12 protein-coding genes are annotated in these 19,112 nt (G+C 47.6%); all 12 read left to right on the plus strand.

Going from position 1 to position 19,112, the window contains the following annotated elements; all coding sequences use genetic code 11:
- Positions 1 to 124 precede the first annotated feature (124 nt).
- Positions 125 to 3,796 carry a dynamin family protein gene (locus gpAD87_RS06470; protein WP_064636938.1) on the plus strand — a complete coding sequence of 1,224 codons (3,672 nt, stop codon included), beginning with the start codon at positions 125 to 127 and terminating at the stop codon, positions 3,794 to 3,796.
- 321 nt (positions 3,797 to 4,117) lie between these two features.
- Positions 4,118 to 5,890, plus strand: a complete 1,773-nt coding sequence (locus gpAD87_RS06475; protein ID WP_063563179.1) for an ABC transporter ATP-binding protein — start codon at positions 4,118 to 4,120, stop codon at positions 5,888 to 5,890.
- Positions 5,887 to 7,737, plus strand: coding sequence for an ABC transporter ATP-binding protein (locus gpAD87_RS06480; RefSeq protein ID WP_064636940.1), 1,851 nt, complete (start codon positions 5,887 to 5,889; stop codon positions 7,735 to 7,737). The genes gpAD87_RS06475 and gpAD87_RS06480 overlap by 4 nt, the downstream gene beginning before the upstream one ends.
- Positions 7,738 to 7,873: 136 nt before the next feature.
- On the plus strand, positions 7,874 to 9,061 hold the full coding sequence (gene purT, locus gpAD87_RS06485; RefSeq protein WP_064636942.1) for a formate-dependent phosphoribosylglycinamide formyltransferase: 1,188 nt from the start codon (positions 7,874 to 7,876) through the stop codon (positions 9,059 to 9,061).
- Positions 9,051 to 9,509, plus strand: coding sequence for a GNAT family N-acetyltransferase (locus gpAD87_RS06490; protein WP_062328403.1), 459 nt, complete (start codon positions 9,051 to 9,053; stop codon positions 9,507 to 9,509). The genes purT and gpAD87_RS06490 overlap by 11 nt, the downstream gene beginning before the upstream one ends.
- Positions 9,510 to 9,856: 347 nt before the next feature.
- The gene (locus gpAD87_RS06495; RefSeq protein ID WP_231952458.1) at positions 9,857 to 10,687 is read left to right on the plus strand and encodes a CAP domain-containing protein; all 831 of its coding nucleotides are present in this window, start codon (positions 9,857 to 9,859) and stop codon (positions 10,685 to 10,687) included.
- A 247-nt stretch (positions 10,688 to 10,934) separates the two neighbouring features.
- Positions 10,935 to 11,801 (plus strand): GDSL-type esterase/lipase family protein, encoded by an 867-nt coding sequence (locus tag gpAD87_RS06500; RefSeq protein ID WP_064636944.1) that lies wholly within the window; start codon positions 10,935 to 10,937, stop codon positions 11,799 to 11,801.
- On the plus strand, positions 11,802 to 12,767 hold the full coding sequence (locus tag gpAD87_RS06505) for an ABC transporter ATP-binding protein (protein ID WP_063563175.1): 966 nt from the start codon (positions 11,802 to 11,804) through the stop codon (positions 12,765 to 12,767).
- Positions 12,760 to 13,749: an ABC transporter permease gene (locus tag gpAD87_RS06510; RefSeq protein ID WP_063563174.1), complete on the plus strand. Its 990-nt coding sequence runs from the start codon at positions 12,760 to 12,762 to the stop codon at positions 13,747 to 13,749. The genes gpAD87_RS06505 and gpAD87_RS06510 overlap by 8 nt, the downstream gene beginning before the upstream one ends.
- 76 nt (positions 13,750 to 13,825) lie before the next feature.
- Positions 13,826 to 15,805, plus strand: a complete 1,980-nt coding sequence (parE, locus tag gpAD87_RS06515; RefSeq protein ID WP_063563173.1) for a DNA topoisomerase IV subunit B — start codon at positions 13,826 to 13,828, stop codon at positions 15,803 to 15,805.
- Between the two features lie 12 nt (positions 15,806 to 15,817).
- The gene (gyrA, locus tag gpAD87_RS06520; RefSeq protein WP_064636946.1) at positions 15,818 to 18,280 is read left to right on the plus strand and encodes a DNA gyrase subunit A; all 2,463 of its coding nucleotides are present in this window, start codon (positions 15,818 to 15,820) and stop codon (positions 18,278 to 18,280) included.
- Positions 18,281 to 18,509: 229 nt separating this feature from the next.
- Positions 18,510 to 18,947, plus strand: coding sequence for a MarR family winged helix-turn-helix transcriptional regulator (locus gpAD87_RS06525; RefSeq protein WP_063563171.1), 438 nt, complete (start codon positions 18,510 to 18,512; stop codon positions 18,945 to 18,947).
- Positions 18,948 to 19,112 lie beyond the last annotated feature (165 nt).

Below are 19,112 nucleotides of genomic sequence, written 5' to 3' on the forward strand. Positions count from 1 at the left end.
CTTTGTCAGTCATCTTGCATTCAAACCGTTCAATTTCAAACTTGATAATGGTAAAATAAATGAATTATAAGATAAAGACATCGGACCAGATGTCAAATTAGAGGAGCCAGGGGGAAGGCCAGTCATGTCCAGAACAGATTACCCAGTAGAGATGGCCAAACCTCTGCTTCCACTGCGAGAAGCGATGGAGCAGACAGGGGACCATACAGCTGTACAGGCTTTAACGGATTTGATCAGTAAGGCGGAAATGAAACAGTTAACGATTGCGTTTTGTGGACACTTCTCGGCAGGCAAATCGAGTCTAATTAATAGTTTATGTGGCAAGCGGGTTTTGCCTTCGAGTCCTGTACCTACAAGTGCGAATGTTGTATCCATCCGTAACGGTGAGCCGAGAGCACTTATTTATACGTCATCGAACGTAAGCGCTGACAATTCAGCGGGAGTACTTGAGGTTTCGCCAGAACAATTGGAAGAGTATTGCAAGAATGGTGGGGCATACACCTCCATTGAAGTATGGGACGACATTCCTCTACTGAAAGATGATGCGGTATTACTTGATACACCAGGCGTGGATTCGACCGATCAGGGGCACAGCCTAGCAACACATTCAGCACTTCATCTTGCCGATGTGGTGTTCTATGTGATGGATTATAACCATGTGCAATCGGAAAGCAACCTTTCTTTTGCCAAAAGTTTGTCCGATTGGGGCAAACCGTTGTTTCTAATCGTAAACCAGATTGATAAACATCGGGAACGGGAGCTCTCGTTTGACCAATATGTTGAAGGTGTAGAAGCTATTTTTGCAGCCTGGGAAGTCCGGTATGATGGTCTGCTGTTTACTTCGCTTCGGGACAAGGAGCATCGTTACAGCCAGTGGAAGCAGCTGCCTCAACTGATTGAACATATGATGAATGAGAAGGAAGGGTTAATCAAGCACAGCCTTGCAAGCTCTGCGAGCCATGTGACTGAGCAGCACCTGACTAGACGTGCGGAAGAACGCGAAGAGGAAGAGACAGCGCTCTTGGAGGAAGTAGGGGGCAAGGAAGGTATTGAACACCTGGAACGGGAGTTGGGTCTCCTGGATCAAAAGGAAGCAGAACTTCGTTCCAAACCATCACGGGAACGGGAGAAGTTTCGGGCGGAGTTGGAACCCCTTCTGGCAAATGCGAACCTAACCCCTGCCGATATTCGTACCTCTGCGGCAGCTTATTTGGAGAGCCGTAAACCCGGTTTCCGGGTAGGCTTATTGTTCTCTGGTGGTAAAACCGAGCAGGAGAAACTGCGTCGTGCCGCTGAGCTTGTGAGACTTCTGCATGATCAGGTCTCGGGACAAGTAGAAGTGCATATCCGTACCATGCTTAGACAGTTGGGCGAAGCCCATCAGCTGTGGGGTGCTGAGTGGGAGCAGGCGCTGAACGCGGAGCTGCCTACAGTAGATGAAGCACTGCTGGAGATGAAACGGAGCGCCAGCGCAGAAGTATCTCCCGAGTATGTGCTTCAATTCAGCAAAGATATACGGGGCGAGATTGAGGCCCGTTACCGCAGGGCGGCCATGATGCTGGCCGACCGCTTGCTTGAAGCGCTGGGCGCGCAAGGCGAAGCCGCGCTCCAGGCGCTGGACGCCAGCCGCACAGCGCTGCTGGCGCAATCCGCGTCGGCGGCGCGCTACACGGCGCTACAGCGCGCCGCCGACGCCGAGGCAGCAGGGCTGCGCAGCCTGCTGCCGCCTGCGGGCCCCCTCACCTCCGGGCTATTGCCGGAGGTGCAGGGCCCGCCCGTGCCCGCGCACGAGCCGGGTGAAGCACCCGGCCCGCACACGGGCACGGCAGAGTCTGTGGCTGCGCAGCCACAGACTCCGGGGGCACCGCCGCCGCGCAAAGCGGCGGTGCACGGGCAGCCGGCGGCTGGCGCACAGCGTCGCCGCCGCCTAGACGCAGCGGCGGCACGGCTGGAAGCCGCCGCTGCGCTGGTAGAGCCGTACCCCGCCATGGGGTCGGCGGTACGGGATCTGCGTGCACGCGCGACTTCGCTTGCGGGCGGCACGTTTACGCTGGCGCTGTTCGGAGCGTTCAGCGCCGGCAAATCCTCTTTCGCCAACGCGTTGCTGGGCGAAGCCGTGTTACCGGTCTCGCCGCATCCAACGACAGCGGCAATTAACCGGATCATGGCTCCGTCCGGTGGCGCGGAGCATGGAACAGCCCGGGTGAAAATGAAGACCCCGGACGCCTTCCAGGAGGATCTTGCGTATTCCTTCCGTTTGCTTGGACTGGGCGAGCCTGGGGCAGACTGGCAAAAACGCGTCAAAGCCCTTTCACCACAGGATGTGCATCCAGCGGGGCGTCCGCATTACAGCTTTTTGCAGGCAGCTGCAGCAGGCTGGGAGGATACCGCAGCTCAACTCGGCCAGGATGTGCTGGTGGATCTGAACGGATATCGTAACTTTGTCGCTAATGAGAAGAAGTCTTGCTTTGTCGACAGTATTGACCTGTACTACAGTTGTGATGTGACAGAACAAGGCATTGTCCTTGTAGATACGCCAGGGGCTGACTCCGTGAATGCCCGTCATACGGGCGTCACATTCAATTATATGAAGAATGCGGATGCACTCATTTTCGTAACGTACTACAATCATGCCTTCTCTCAAGGAGACCGACAGTTCCTGAACCAATTGGGACGCGTCAAAGACAGCTCGGCCATGGATCAAATGTTCTTTGTGGTTAATGCAAGTGATTTGTCTTCCTCTGAAGAGGAGTTGGAGCAGGTTCTTGACCATGTGAGTACTCAGCTGCGCAGTAATGGCATTCGGGCACCACGCCTATTTCCTGTATCCAGCATGCTGGCAATGGAAGGCAAGACGGGCAACGATGCGACTTTGCTGGAGAAATCCGGCTTCATTCAGTTCGAGGAAGAATTTAACCGATTTGCAGGAAGTGAGCTTGCGGACCTTGCAGTTGGTGGAGCTTCTGAAGAGATCGCACGGGTGATAAAACGTCTGAAGACACGTGCCGAGGATGCGACTCAGGGGGAAGAGGTTCTACAGCGACGTCGGGATGAGCTGGGCTCAATCCAGGAACAGTCGCTTCAGAGGGTACATTTGCTTGCGGAACGGTCCATGAAGGCAGAACTGGCTCAGGAAACGTCTGAACTTCTGTTCCATGTGCGGCAGCGCCTGGGTTATCGTTTTGGTCTGTTCATGGCAGAAGCGTTCCATCCATCCGTTCTTCGTGAGGATCGTGGGAATCTGAAAGCAGCCTTTGCAGCCTGCGGTCGCGAACTGCTGCGCATGATTGCCATCGAACTGGAGCAGGAACTGCTTGCCACTACACTCCGACTCGAACAGGCGGGTCAGACTTGGCTGCACAAACAAGTGACCGAATGTGTAGATGAATTGAAACGATTATCTGGAGGAATGGATCTGTCGTTGCCGCTGAACGAACGCTGGAGTACACCTGTCCTGGACGAGGTGCGTTTGGAAGAACCTTCGGGTTGGAAAACATATCTGAGTTATTTCCGTAATCCAAAACAGTTCTTCGAAGGAGATGGACGACAGCGGCTGCAGGAGGCACTTGATCCTGTTATTAAACAGATGGTGATCGATGTTCTGCCTGCTGCGGAGAATAAACTTGTTCAATTCTATGACAACCAGCTTGGTCAGTCTTTGCAGCATCAATCCCGTCAATTGGAAGAGAGACTTGAGGAGGCCGTTGGTGCCCTACATGAGACAATGACCAGTGGAATTCCTGCCGAAGAATGGGAGAGTCTGTCTGTACAACTGGGGCAGATTGAACGTGAATAAAAGGTATTCAAATCCATGTCTGTATGTAAACGGTTGAAAAGCGGAATGAGTTATACAGCGATATTTTGAAATGTTGTCGTTGTACCAAAAAAGGCCCCTGCCTCTAAAGGTATACAGGGAGCCTTTTTTGGTACGAACAACCTGAAAGGAAGAGAATATTCAAACATTTGATTGATAGGAGGGTATCTACCTCCCTTAATGACGCATTAAGGTGAAAGTAGCCTGAATATGGTCGCTTATTCGCTTTGCCGCGAAGGGGGGACGGTGATAAACTTCATAAATGTTCATACTGTTTTTGAACGATATAAGAGGAGGAGAGACATGGATGTTCTCAGGCAATTGCAGATCTTTTTCTGGGAGAAGCGCTCGTATTTATTTTTATCGATCTTATGCCTCGCCATAGCGACCGCGCTTGGACTGGTGTATCCGAACATGCTAAGGATACTGATTGATGACGTCATCACTCCGCGTAATTTTGAAGACGTTCCCAAACTTGCTTTAACGGTATTAGGTGTCGTTATTTTGAAAGCGGGAATGCAATTTTTACACGGTCTTTTTGGAGGGCGTCTCGGAAACTTCCTGGCGTACCGACTTCGTAACGCTTGTTACGAAAAGCTTCAATTTTTATCCTTCCGGTATTACGACACGGCCAAAACGGGAGACTTGATGTCCCGCCTCACGGGAGATCTCGAAGCGATCCGTAACTTTATCGGATTTGGCTTCGCTCAAATTCTCAACATGGTTCTGATGGTCGTATTCGGCGCAATCATGATGATGACCATGAGTTGGAAGCTTACCTTGCTAACGCTCATATGTATTCCTCTGCTTGCCTTCGTTGCGCTGAGATTCGAATCCCGAATTCACCCTGCATTCCAAGAAATGCGGCTGGCACTCAGCTCTTTGACGACAGCAGTACAGGAGAATATTACAGGTGTGCGTACTGTAAAGTCATTTGCACGTGAGCCTCACGAAGTGGAGAAGTTTGCCGTCCGTAACGAGCGTTACAAAACGAACCAGATTCATGCAGCAACATTATGGAGTCAATATTTTCCGATCATGGAGATTCTGGCTTCGGTCAGCGTAGTTCTTCTGCTCCTCATTGGCGGAAACATGGTTATTCAGAAAACGTTAACACTCGGTGAACTCGTTGCCTTTTTCAGTTTGATCTGGTACATAATCGGTCCAATGTGGAACCTTGGATTCCATATCAATAACTATACGCAATCCAAAGCATCGGGTGAACGGGTGTTGGAACTTTTGAATACGCCGGTAGATGTACAAGAGACAGAAGATCCGGTCATTGTAGAGGCTGATCAAGTCAAAGGGCATGTGGCCTTTGAATCCGTTACCTTTGCTTACGGCAATAAAATGCCGGCAGTGACCGATATTAACTTTGATGCGCCACCAGGCTCCGTCATTGGCTTCCTGGGAGGAACAGGCTCGGGTAAATCAACTATTATTCAGCTCCTGATGCGTGCATACAACGTGAACTCGGGCACCATCAAGCTGGACGGCAAAAATATTAAGGACATTGGAATTCGCAGCCTGCGGAGTCAGATTGCTTCTGTGTTCCAGGAAACGTTCCTGTTCTCTTCCAGCATTCGCAACAACATTTCATATGGACTCAAAAATGTAACCATGGATGAGATTATCCGTGCAGCCAAATTGGCTAAAGCACATGAATTCATCATGGAATTCCCTGAAGGATACGATACGGTCGTAGGGGAGCGGGGAATGGGCTTGTCGGGAGGACAAAAACAGCGGATTGCAATTGCTAGAGCTCTGCTGAAAAACCCGAAAATTCTCGTTCTGGATGATGCAACCAGTGCAGTCGACATGGAGACCGAACATGAAATTCAATCCGGATTTCAGGAAGTCATGCGTGGAAGAACGACGTTTATCATTGCGCATCGGATATCTTCCCTGCGTCACGCAGATGAGATTTTGGTACTGGATGAAGGACGTGTCGTTCAACGTGGCACACACAAACGTCTCATTGAAGAGCCTGGACCTTACCGGGACGTATATGAGATTCAATACGCAGATTATATTGCCCGCGGTAAGCGGGAGGCTGGGGAGCAGGTGAATTCATGAGTGCCGATACGGTAGCCGATAGGCGCGAGGTCAAAGAGACCTCTGACAAGAAAATGAATGAACGTTTTGTATATCAGGACGACGAAATAATTGAAAAACCGTTTAACTGGCGTGAGTTCGGACGTTTGTTCGCTTACATGAAACCTTATGCAAGACAACTCTTGCCACTCATTATTCTAATGATGATTTTGGGTACCATTACGAAATTGTCCGTTCCATTTTTGATCAGTTTGGCGATTGATAAAGCAATTGCACCTGCAACGGGTTTGCCAAGCTTGACGATGCTTTATATTATTGCTGGTTCTGTGCTTGTGTTGTATCTGATTCAATGGGCGGCTAATACGTACCGAATCAAATTGACGAATATTATCGGGCAACGGGTCATTTACGATCTTCGCTCGGATTTGTTCAAACACATCCAGAAGCTGTCCTTTAACTTCTTTGACAAAAGACCTGCGGGCTCGGTTTTGGTGCGTGTCACCAATGATATCAACTCCCTGCAGGATCTGTTCACCAACGGTGCGGTCAATGTCATGATTGACTGTGTGCAGTTGTTGGGGATTATCGTCATTTTGCTGCTGATCAACTGGAAACTGGGCCTCGCGGTCATTATTACGGTTCCGCTCATGTTTATTATTTCGACCAAACTGCGTGTGCTGATCCGCCGTGCCTGGCAGGATGTACGTATGAAGAACTCACGCATCAACTCCCATTTGAATGAATCCATTCAGGGGATCCGTGTGACTCAGGCCTATACGCAGGAAAAAGAAAACATGAAGTATTTTGACAACATGAATCTGTCGAGCAAAAAATCATGGGATAGAGCATCGGCCATGAACCAAGGCTTTGGTCCTCTGATTGAAATTACGGGCGGCTTCGGAACGTTAATCCTGTTCTGGTTTGGTGCTTATCTGATTCAACAGGATCAGCTGACAATCGGATTGCTCGTAGCTTTTGCTAACTATGTAGGCAACTTCTGGGACCCGATTAACCGTTTGGGACAGATGTACAATCAGTTGCTCGTCGCCATGGCTTCCTCCGAACGGATTTTTGAGTTTATGGATGAGGAGCCAAGTATTGCGGATAAACCTGGAGCCAAGCCGCTTGCTTCTATTAAAGGAGATATTGTATTCGACAATGTGGTGTTTGAATATGAGAAGGGCAGACAGGCGCTGAAGGGAATCAGTTTCGCGGCAGATGCCGGACAATCGATTGCACTTGTAGGGCATACGGGTTCAGGTAAAAGTACCATTATCAATCTCATCAGCCGATTCTATGACATATCAGGCGGACGTCTTACCATTGATGGTCAGGATGTAAGAGATGTAACGGTCGAAAGTCTGCGCAGCCAGATCAGTATTGTGTTGCAGGATACGTTTATCTTCTCTGGCACCATTCGCGATAATATTCGTTTTGGACGGCTTGATGCAACCAATGAAGAAGTGGAAGAAGCTGCGAAGGCAGTTAATGCCCATGAATTTATTATGAAGCTGCCGGGTGGATACGATACGGAAGTCGAAGAACGCGGGAATGTATTATCTATGGGACAACGGCAATTGTTATCCTTTGCCCGTGCCTTGCTGGCTGACCCTCGAATCTTGATTTTGGATGAAGCGACTGCCAGTATCGACACCGAAACGGAGCTCAAAATTCAGGAGGCTTTGAAAGTGCTGCTGCAAGGAAGAACTTCCTTTATGGTGGCCCACCGTCTCTCCACGATCCGGAATGCGGATAACATTATCGTGCTGGATCATGGTGAAATCAAGGAAGAAGGAAACCATGAGCAACTTATCCAGAAACAAGGAGTTTATAATGGGTTAATAGAAGCTCAATACAGATTTTTGTAAAAATTGATCGAAAAAACACAAAAAATCTTGTAAAATTCACAAGAAAAATAGGGAGCACTCTTGCATTCTTTAACCAAAACCCCGAAAATAGAGAGATAGATATAGAAGATTTCTCTTTGGGAGGATTGGAAAGAACATGTGGGGTGCTCCATTTTCGGCTCAAGCCAAAAAAATGCTGCTATTGGGCAGCGGAGAATTGGGAAAAGAGGTCGTTATTGAGGCTCAACGACTGGGAGTAGAGACGATCGCTGTTGATCGTTACGAAAACGCACCTGCCATGCAGGTTGCGCATCGGTCTTACTGCATCGACATGTTAAATGCCGAAGCTCTGAAACAATTGATCCGAAAGGAACAACCTCATTACATCGTACCTGAGATTGAAGCAATCGCAACAGAAGCTTTACTCGAGCTTGAGGAAGAAGGATTTTGTGTCGTTCCTACGGCCCGTGCTGCCCGTTTAACGATGGATCGCGAAGGCATCCGCCGTCTGGCAGCCGAACAATTGAACCTTCCGACAGCGGCCTATCTTTTTGCGGACAACCTGGAACAACTTCAGGAAGCTGTTCGTGAATTGGGTACACCATGCGTCATCAAACCACTAATGAGTTCTTCCGGTAAAGGGCAGAGTGTATGCCGTACATCGGATGACGTAGAGGATTGCTGGAACATTGCTCTTTCGGGAGCACGTGGCAAATCCGTACGAGTCATTGTGGAAAGCTTTGTGAAGTTTGACAGCGAAATTACGCTGCTCACTGTTAGATCTGTCTCAGGGACTGTATTTTGTCCTCCGATCGGTCATATTCAGAAAGATGGGGATTATGTCGAATCTTGGCAGCCTCATGCGATGACACCGGAGCAATGGGAGCAAGCTTGTCATATTGCCAAGTCTGTTACGGATGAACTCGGTGGTTATGGACTTTTCGGAGTCGAATTATTCCTGACATCAGATGGAGTTGTGTTCAGCGAGGTATCGCCTCGTCCGCATGATACAGGCATGGTTACTATGGTAACGCAAGATAGTTCCGAGTTTGCGCTGCATGTGCGTGCAATTCTTGGTTTTCCGGTCACAGGTGTACATTTACTGACACCGGGAGCTTCAGCAACGCTGAAGGCTAATGATGAAACATCTGACTTTACTGTAGGCGGGATTGAAGAAGCACTGGCGCTTCCTCGTACTCAGGTTCGTGTATTTGGCAAACCTGAGACCAAAGTGGGACGCCGAATGGCCGTAGCATTAAGTGCCGGCCAAGATGTGGAAGAAGCTCGTAAAACAGCGGTACAAGCCGCTAATATGCTGAAAGTGGAGGTAAATCATGTCCAATAATGTTGAGGCCCCTGTACTGATGATCCGAGAGTGTGAACTGCGAGATGCTGAAGCGGTAACGGGACTGATGCGAGAGGTCAGCTATCCCACAACAGCCAATGTCATGAAAGAGCGCATTGAATGTTTGGAAAGCAATCCAAACGCATGCATGCTTGTTGCCGAAGTGGATGAACAGATTATTGGTGTGATTGGCTTGCAATGTGTGCAAAGTCATGCCTATCCGGAACCTGCCGCACAAATTACGTCCTTGATTGTAGGGCAAGAGCATCGTGGGGGCGGAATTGGCCGTCGTCTGATGGCTCGTGCCGAGGATTGGGGCAGACAGCAAGGTGGTAAACAATTGTTTGTCACCGGTGCGAACCGTGAAGTGACTTCAACAACCTATTCTTTCTACGAGCATATTGGTTTCCAGAAGAGAGGCTATCGTTTCAGTAAAGTCCTTCTATAGAAAAAGAGTTTTATTATATCGCGATCTTCACGTTTTGGTGTGGTGAATGATAAATAGAAGATAAGTGGCATTCGGCAAGCATTTCTTGTCCGGATGCCATTTTTTATGCCGTATTTTAAAGTTGATGGTTGGGGTTTTAGTTGATATACCAGCGTTTTAAGAGCAAGTTGCAGGATATGGTGCAATGTACTATAAACCGTCCACGCCCCTTTGAAACAGGATTAAAAATGACAAAAAATTTACTTTTCCATAATTTATGGGTTCACAATCTACTATTCAATTGATATACTCCTAGAGTATTAATTACAAAGTTGTCATAACTAATATTTCTAAGGAGATGAATGAATTTGAAGAAGAAATGGATGAAAACCGTGGTAACCAGCAGTCTGACAGCCGTACTCGCCGTAGGGGTTATGCTCCCTGCTTCCGCTTCTGCTGCAGATGCATCATATAAAACAACTACTAAAACTACAACGTTTAAAATTACGAGTGCGGATAGCTTAAAAGCGTACATTGAACAATGGCTGAAAGATAATGGTTACACTGTATCAACTGGCGAGGGACAAACAACGGTAGAGAAGCCTGTAACACAGCCTGATCAAACAACTAAACCTGATCTAACTACTAAACCTGCTCAACCGACAACACCTGCAAAACCCGTAACACCTGCAAAACCAACTCAAGACGAGAAACCGGCAACTACACCAGCCAAAGATCCTTCAAATAGTGGAACTGGAACGACTACAGGCAATACAGGCAATACAGGCAATACAGGCAATTCAAGCAACAGTGGTAGCGAGAGCACACAATCGGATTTTGCAGCTCAAGTAGTAAAACTTGTGAACGCTGAACGTGCCAAAGCTGGCCTGAGCGCATTGGCTTCCGACGCTCTTTTGGACAAAGTGGCTGTAGCCAAAGTTAAAGACATGAGCAACAACAATTATTTTGATCACCAATCACCGACCTATGGTTCTCCGTTTGACATGATGAAACAATTCGGAGTAACTTACAGCTATGCTGGCGAGAATATCGCAAAAGGGCAAAAAACACCTCAAGAGGTTGTTACAGCTTGGATGAATAGCGAAGGCCACCGTGCGAATATCCTAAGTAAAAACTTTACGAAAATTGGTGTTGGATTCTACAACGGATATTGGGCTCAAGAATTTATCGGTAACTAATTCATTTTATTGAAGAATATTTTGATTTTAGTTCAAAAAAAGGTTATGTCATCACAGCTCGAAGCTGTGCATGACATAGCTTTTTTTTGTAAAAGCATATTTGAAACTGAATTCTGCTTAATACAGCGGCAAAATTTGCAAATTAACGACAGAACATTTATGTTATTTAGAAAAAGCGTCATCTTAATGTAAAATCATTTTAAATTTTAAGCACCCAGCCAGGTGTACATGAGCGGAGATGTGATGAATGAAAAAAAGAAATCTTGATTCAGCGCCATGGATCTGGAGAACCATTAGTACAGTGTCCATATTAACAACATTGCTGCTGTTATTTGGATTTGGATACGCCATTAAAGACGTCATTTTTCCTGAGGGAGATGCCCAATTAGGTACAGGACAGCAGTCAACGACACCTGCAAAGGATAGCGGGCAATCAACACCTGTGGTGAAAGATGGCAAAATTCGAATGGCTGTAATCGGTGATTCCCTGGCAAGAGGTACGGGGGATGATGAGGGGCTTGGTTTTGTAAGGCGGACAGGTAATTTGCTCAAAGATCAGGGATATGATGTGCAAGTGCTTAACAATATGGGTGTGAACGGTTTGAGAACAGACGCATTGTTGAGCAAGCTAGATGAACAAGGCGTACGTTATGTCTTACAACAGTCCAACTTTATTCTGTTGTCGATCGGAGCCAATGATCTATTCCAGGGTGGACAGGTTTTACAGGGAGAAGACGCGCCCACGGCAGAGACACTTGCTGCGGCATTACCGGAGACGTCGAAGCGTTTGCAGGAGATCTTGAAGAAAGTGAAAGAAATTAACCCTGATGCACAGATTGCCTACATAGGGCTATACAATCCGTTTGGGGATGTGAAAGAACTCAAAGAGCCAGGAAATGCGGTTGTAGCTGCATGGAACGATGCTGCAATGAAGGTTCTGAACAATGAGGACAAGATGACACTTGTACCTACATTTGATCTGTTTGAAAATCATCTGGGACAATATCTGTCGTCAGATCATTTTCATCCCAATGGAGAAGGCTACGAGCAAATTGCGGTTCGGATTGCACAGGAATATCAGGCAGAGACTCCAGCAGAAGGGAGCGGAAAATAAATGGCACAAGAACAGACTGATTCCGTATTGTCCGTGCAGCATCTGAAGAAAAAGATTGGACGCAAATGGATCATTAAGGATGTTACTTTTGACGTTAAACCAGGCGAAATTTTCGGTTTCCTGGGACCCAATGGTGCCGGGAAGACAACAACCATCCGGATGTTAGTTGATTTAATTAAACCGACAGAAGGTAAAATTCAAGTCTGTGGGTATGATGTCAACCGTGATCCTGAAAGGGCCCTGAGATATGTGGGTTCCATTGTTGAAAACCCGGAAGTGTACACGTATTTGACCGGATGGGAAAATCTTGAGCATTTTGCCCGTATGCAGCCAGGCGTGGATAATGACCGTATTCAGGAAGTTGTAGATATTGTACGCCTCGATCAGCGGATTCATGATAAAGTAAGAACCTACTCTCTGGGGATGCGTCAACGACTTGGCATTGCACAGGCATTGCTTGGTCGCCCAAGGCTGCTGATTCTGGATGAGCCAACGAACGGACTTGATCCCAAAGGGATTAAGGAACTTCGCGTCTTTATCAAACAGCTTGCAAGTGAAGGCATGGCTGTATTCGTCAGCAGTCATTTGCTTAGTGAGATTCAACTTCTCTGTGACAGGGTGGCGATTATCAGTGCAGGGCGCGTGCTGGCAGTTGGCGGCGTCAATGAACTGATTGAAGACCATTCCAAATTGGCGATATGGCATGTTACTCCGCTGGAGGAAGGTAAAAAAATGCTGTTGAATGCAGGTGTTTCCTTGGTGGATCGGCCTGCAGATGTTATGGACGATACCATTGTTGCAGGGCTTGGTCCGAATGCTGTCGTTGCTGAAATGCATGAAGATCGAATTCCGGCCCTAGTCCAGCAAATGGTGCAAGCCGGAATTCAGGTTGAAGGAGTGCAGCGGATTCAGCCTACGCTGGAACAGCTATTCTTAAAAATGACAGAAGGTGAATCCATTGAGTAACATCATGCCGCTGATCCGAAACGAAACGATCAAAATGGTAAAGAAAAAACGTCTTTATATTATTTTTATCGTACTCGCGGTCCTGGTTCCGATGTTTACGTATGCCCAGATGAAATCTGCGGAAAATAATCGTGACAAGTTTGGCGGCGACTGGCGGCTTGAGCTGCAACAAGCCATTACGGATAATCAGAACTCGCTTGGCAGTGACCGGGTACCTGAAGAATACAAAAAGTACAGGACTGTGTACATCCAGCAAATGCAATACTATCTGGAGAATGACATCAATCCGAAGGAGCCTGGCGGTGTAACTTTTACGCGGGAATTCATGAATAACGCCGTTGGATTGTTTATACCACTGCTCATTATGGCGATTGCCTCGGATCTGGTATCCGGTGAGCGCACCACAGGTACGATTAAAATGCTTCTGACTCGTCCGGTCAAACGTTGGAAAGTGTTGCTGAGTAAGCTCATCACGTTGATTATGTTCGTGTCGATTATTGTGGTGTCGGCGTACGTCATCTGTTATGTCATTTCGGGAGCGGTATTCGGATATAAAGGTTTCGGTATGCCGATCTTTACCGGATTCAAGGTTGTGGGTACAGATGTCGATATGTCAGCAGTCCATGCAGTGGACCAGTGGTTGTATATGCTAATGCAGGCAGGGCTCATCTGGTTCGTCAGTATAATTGTGGCGATGCTTGCCTTCATGGTCTCTGTGCTAGTGCGAAGTACAGCAGCAAGTATTGTCATCATGATGGCAGCACTCATAGCAGGAACTATTCTCACCAGTATGGCCGCATCCTGGCAGTCAGCCAAATATTTGTTCATGGTTAACCTCGAACTTCCGAATTATTTGTCTGGCGGATTGCCACCAATCGAAGGGATGAATTTAGGTTTTTCCCTTATTGTGCTTAGTGTTTGGGGCATTGCTTCACTCTTTGTGTCATTCATTGTCTTTACGAAACGGGATATCTTGAATTAAAATGGACAAGGATAAGAAAACATCTGTTTGCATTTTAGGCATTTTTTTAGTTGCAAGTTAAGAAGGGGGAGCATGAATGGTCGAGCAAATCGATATGTCGGCAGGTTCGACAGGCGGAGGACAAGGGTCTTCAGGCTACGACGCGGACGACATTCAAGTACTTGAAGGACTGGTAGCGGTACGGAAACGGCCGGGGATGTACATCGGCAGCACCAGCTCTTCGGGTCTACATCATTTGGTATGGGAAATCGTGGATAACGCTGTCGACGAACATCTCGCCAAATTCTGCTCCAAAATCGATATCACGCTGCATAAGGACGGTTCTATTACGGTTCAGGATAACGGAAGGGGAATTCCGACAGGTATACATAAAACAGGGATTCCTACTCCCCAGGTCGTGTTTACGATTTTGCACGCAGGCGGAAAGTTCGGTGGATCAGGATACAAAAAATCAGGCGGTTTGCACGGTGTAGGTGCGTCAGTTACGAACGCATTGTCCGAATGGCTTGAAGTCGAGATTTTCCGTGATGGCAAGATTCATCGTCAACGATTCGAGTATTGGCAGGACAAAAAAGGCGTTGAGCATGTCGGAGAACCGGTGTCTGGTCTCGAAGTATTGGGCAATACCAATCGAACGGGAACCAAAGTTACGTTTAAACCGGATATTCGCGTGTTCCAGAGCGGCATTCAATTTAATTATGATACACTTGCAGAACGTCTTCAGGAGATTGCTTTCCTGAACTCGGGGCTGAGAATTATGCTCAAGGACGAACGTTCAGGCAATCAGGATGAGTACATGTACGAAGGCGGAGCAAGCCAGTTTGTTGCTTTTCTTAACGAAAATAAAGATGTGCTGCATGATGTCATTCACTTCTATGCGGAGAAGGATGACATTGAGGTCGAAGTGGCGATCCAGTATAACGCGGGTTATACGGAAACGCTGGCGTCGTTCGTCAACTCGATTCCCACTAGAGGTGGCGGTACACATGAGACCGGATTCAGAGCAGCTTATACACGTGTGATGAATGATTACGCAAGGCGTACCAGCATGATTAAGGAAAAAGATAAAAACCTTGAAGGTAATGATTTGCGTGAAGGCATGATGGCTGTCATCAGTGTCAAAATGTCGGAGGTCGAATTCGTAGGACAAACGAAGGATCAACTCGGTAGCGCTTCCGCGCGAAGCGCAGTGGATTCTGTCGTGTCCGAGAACATCCAGCGGTTTTTGGAAGAAAATCCGCAGGTTGCGCAAACGTTGATTCGCAAAGCGGTTCAGGCCTCCAGAGCCAGAGAAGCTGCACGCAAAGCACGTGATGAGATGCGGACGGGCAAAAAACGCAGCGAAAGCTCCAACCTCAATGGCAAGTTGACTCCGGCACAATCGAAGGATTTTACTCGGAATGAACTGTTTATCGTCGAAGGGGATTCCGCAGGCGGTTCAGCCAAACAGGGGCGTGACTCCAAGATCCAGGCGATACTCCCGCTTAAGGGGAAACCGCTCAATCCGGAAAAAGCGAAGTTGGCTGATATCCTCAAAAACGAAGAATACCGCGCCATTACATCGGCGATCGGGGCGGGTATTGGAACCGAATTCGCAGTTGAAGACAGCAATTATTCCAAAATCATAATTATGACGGATGCTGATACGGATGGTGCACATATTCAGGTACTATTGCTGACTTTCTTTTACCGCTACATGAAACCGTTAATTGATGCAGGGAAAATATATATCGCTCAGCCACCGCTTTACAAACTCACGCGCAAATCCGGCAAAATGGCAAGTGTACGTTATGCCTGGACCGATGAAGAGCTGGCGAATTACATGAAAGAATTTGGAACCAATGTGGAGCTCCAACGTTATAAAGGGCTTGGCGAGATGAATCCGGATCAACTGTGGGAGACTACAATGAACCCGGAAACACGTGCATTGCTCAAGGTACAGATCGTTGATGCAGCGAAAGCGGAGCGTCGAGTATCTACGCTTATGGGTGATAAAGTTGATCCGCGCAAACGCTGGATTGTAGAGAACGTCGACTTTACAGAGTACGAAGAATAGAAGGTGCTTGGAATGAGCCTATCAGAACAATTTATGCCGGCCTTTCTCGAAGAGGTCGTAGGTGACCGTTTCGGTCGCTACTCCAAATACATTATTCAGGACCGGGCCATTCCCGATGTACGGGATGGTTTGAAGCCTGTGCAGCGGCGTATTCTGTACGCCATGTACGATTCAGGAAATACGCCGGAGAAACCATATCGTAAGTCAGCCAAAACCGTTGGGGACGTCATGGGTAACTACCATCCTCACGGGGACTCCTCCATCTATGAAGGTATGGTGCGGATGGCACAGCCATGGAAAATGGGCCATATGCTCGTGGACGGTCATGGTAACTGGGGATCACAGGATGATGATCCGGCTGCAGCGATGCGTTATACAGAGGCCCGTTTGTCGTCCATCGCTATGGAGATGCTTCGCGACATCGAGAAACGGACTGTTCTGTTTAAGGATAATTTTGATAATACGGCCAAAGAACCGGTTGTATTACCATCGCGTTATCCGAACCTGCTGGTCAACGGCGTAAGTGGGATTTCCTCCGGGTTTGCAACGGAGATCCCTCCACATAATTTGCGTGAAACCATTGATGCTTGTATTGCCGTGATGGAGAAGCCGTCGATTGAACTGGACGAGATTATGATGTTTATCAAAGGTCCGGATTTTCCGACAGGCGGATTAATCATGGGCGGCGACGGAATTCTGGATGCTTATCGCACAGGTAAAGGACGGATCTATCTCCGGTCCAAAACCGATATCGAGAATATGCGCGGTGGCAAACAGCAAATCGTCATTACCGAGATCCCTTATCAGGTCGTAAAATCCCGTCTGGTTACAGCGATGGAGAACATTCGGCTGGAGAAAAAGGTTGAAGGAATCGCCGAAGTACGGGATGAGAGTGGGCGTGAAGGCCTGCGAATCGTGGTTGAGCTGAAAAAAGAAGCGGATGCACAAGGTATTTTGGCTTATTTGCTGAAGAAAACCGACTTGCAGGTCACTTACAACTTCAACATGGTTGCGATTGTAAACAAAGCCCCTCAGCAATTGGGATTGAAATCAATCCTCGAGGCTTATATTGCCCATCAGCGTGAAGTTGTGACGTTCCGTACCCGCTTTGAGCTGGAGAAGGCGGAAGACCGTGCACATGTCTTGGAAGGTCTGGTCAAAGCTCTTAACATCCTTGATGAGGTCATTGCGGCTATTAAAGCCTCGAAGAACCGTCAGGATGCTCAAAATAATCTGATGTGGATGTTTGGTTTCTCCGAACGACAGGCGGATTCCATTCTGACTTTGCAATTATATCGATTGACTAATCTGGAGATTACTTCTCTGGAAAAGGAACTTGGCGAACTGATGAAGAAGATCGCGCAATTACGCTCCATTCTGGATAGTGACCGCAAGCTGATCGGAGTCATTCGTAAAGAACTGATGGAGATTCGTGAGAAATACGGAATTGATCGTCGCTCAGCCATTCAAGGCGAAGTAGAAGAACTCAAGGTTAATCTGGAAGTGCTGGTGAACGCAGAAGATGTATTTGTCACATTGTCCAAAGAGGGATATATCAAGCGTACAGGCATGCAATCATTCACACGATCCGGCGGGGAACGTAACGCAAGTGGTGTGAAGGAAGGCGATTATATTGCTCAGGTCCTTGAAGTGAACACGCTTGAGAACCTGCTGGTATTTACGAAGAAAGGCCAGTATTTCCTGTTGCCTGTGCATCAGGTACCGGAATTCAAGTGGAAAGATCCGGGGACGGCGATCGTCAACGTCATTCCTCTGGCAAAAGACGATCGGATCTCAAGTGTGCTTGCCGTTAAATCCTTCGAAGAGCCGGATCACAGTCTGGTCTTTGTCACTCGCAAAGGACAGGTTAAACGTACCGAGCTGAAGGAATACGTCACCAAGCGTTCCGGAGCAGTAGCCGCTTGCAAAGTCGGCAAGGATGATGAGGTGTTATCCGTTCATCTAAGTACAGGTGGCAAGGACATCATGCTGATCACCAAAGAAGCCATGGCCATCCGTTTCCGTGAGGATGAAGTAAATCCGATGGGTCGTGTGTCTGGAGGCGTACGTGGGATTCAGTTAAAAGAAACGGATGAAGTCGTATCTGTTCTGTGGGTGGAAGGCGATGAAGGCGAGGTTGCTATATTGTCTGACTTGGGTTATGGCAAACGCTCGTTATTGCTGGATTATGCTCTGCAGAGCCGTGGCGGCAAGGGACTGGCAACATTTGAATTCAAGGAAGGCAAACGGGTAAAACCGAACGGTAGCCGAATTGCCGGAGCGTTCTATTGTCGGGAACAACGGAATGTAACGGTGATGACCAAGGAAGGTCAAACACATCACATTTCTTCCGAAGCTGTACCTATTACTGAACGGAAACATATTGGTAAATTGCTTGTGCATGTGGATAAACAGGATGAAATTGTGGAGCTTATCATGGATCTCGCAGAGAACCAGGCAGCTTCTTCCTCCTAATAAGGATTCAATAGAGACTCTTTGCAGAGCAGGGAAACCTGTCATGTAAGGAGTCTTATTTTGTTGTTCAAACGCGGATTAAAAGAGGACCTCCATGCGAAGTTTAACAACCTTCGTCGATTACGGTCGATCGCTGGGAAATTGAAAAAAGGCAGCAGGAATGCGGCTTTGAAGGGCGAAAACTTAAGCAGGTGAAGTGATAACCGGTTGCAGAGAGGAGCGATTCAAGATGTATAATTCCGATTTTGCCAAGTGCTGGTCGAGGCTGACCAAGGACTACAAGCTGCATATGGATCATGAGCTGGCACCCTCGTTAACAGAGGCGCAGCTGGCCGTACTGGAGGTTCTTGAGGATCACGAGAAGATGAAACCATCCGATCTGATTCCTTTTCTGGCTACAACACCAGCAGCAGTAACGATGTTGTTGGATCGTATGGAAAAAAACGGACTGATTCGCCGTGATCGGGATGATCAGGATCGACGAATTGTATGGGTATCCCTATCTGATAAGGGACGCATGGAGACCGAACGGGGAATCACGATTCGCAATGAATTTATGAATTCGGTGCTCAGCAACATTTCAATGCATAACCAGCAGTTGCTGGTTTATCTATTAGGCAAAATGACGACGCCAAAAACAAAAGAGCATGCCTTGTCCACATCTTAAAGACAATGGACGCACGAATAATAGTAACCATGGAACTCTTGCTGAAAAGGCGGGAGGGCTGTGGTTATTTTTTATTCATGTGTAATTTAAAGAGTTTTGCCTGCTTTGGATGGGTAAGAATAATCTATAAAATTTTATATGTAAAGAGTTGACTATGTAAATATT

Origin of the sequence: Paenibacillus sp. AD87, from assembly GCF_001659845.1 — a bacterium.
GTDB lineage: Bacteria > Bacillota > Bacilli > Paenibacillales > Paenibacillaceae > Paenibacillus > Paenibacillus marchantiae.

Excerpts from the sequence above, each read along its gene's own strand:
- purT (WP_064636942.1), top strand. The coding sequence starts at position 7,874 with ATGTGGGGTGCTCCATTTTCGGCTCAAGCCAAAAAAATGCTGCTATTG.
- gpAD87_RS06525 (WP_063563171.1), top strand. The coding sequence starts at position 18,510 with ATGTATAATTCCGATTTTGCCAAGTGCTGGTCGAGGCTGACCAAGGAC.
- gpAD87_RS06500 (WP_064636944.1), top strand. The coding sequence starts at position 10,935 with ATGAAAAAAAGAAATCTTGATTCAGCGCCATGGATCTGGAGAACCATT.
- gpAD87_RS06505 (WP_063563175.1), top strand. The coding sequence starts at position 11,802 with ATGGCACAAGAACAGACTGATTCCGTATTGTCCGTGCAGCATCTGAAG.
- gpAD87_RS06470 (WP_064636938.1), top strand. The coding sequence starts at position 125 with ATGTCCAGAACAGATTACCCAGTAGAGATGGCCAAACCTCTGCTTCCA.
- parE (WP_063563173.1), top strand. The coding sequence starts at position 13,826 with ATGGTCGAGCAAATCGATATGTCGGCAGGTTCGACAGGCGGAGGACAA.
- gyrA (WP_064636946.1), top strand. The coding sequence starts at position 15,818 with ATGAGCCTATCAGAACAATTTATGCCGGCCTTTCTCGAAGAGGTCGTA.
- gpAD87_RS06480 (WP_064636940.1), top strand. The coding sequence starts at position 5,887 with ATGAGTGCCGATACGGTAGCCGATAGGCGCGAGGTCAAAGAGACCTCT.
- gpAD87_RS06475 (WP_063563179.1), top strand. The coding sequence starts at position 4,118 with ATGGATGTTCTCAGGCAATTGCAGATCTTTTTCTGGGAGAAGCGCTCG.
- gpAD87_RS06490 (WP_062328403.1), top strand. The coding sequence starts at position 9,051 with ATGTCCAATAATGTTGAGGCCCCTGTACTGATGATCCGAGAGTGTGAA.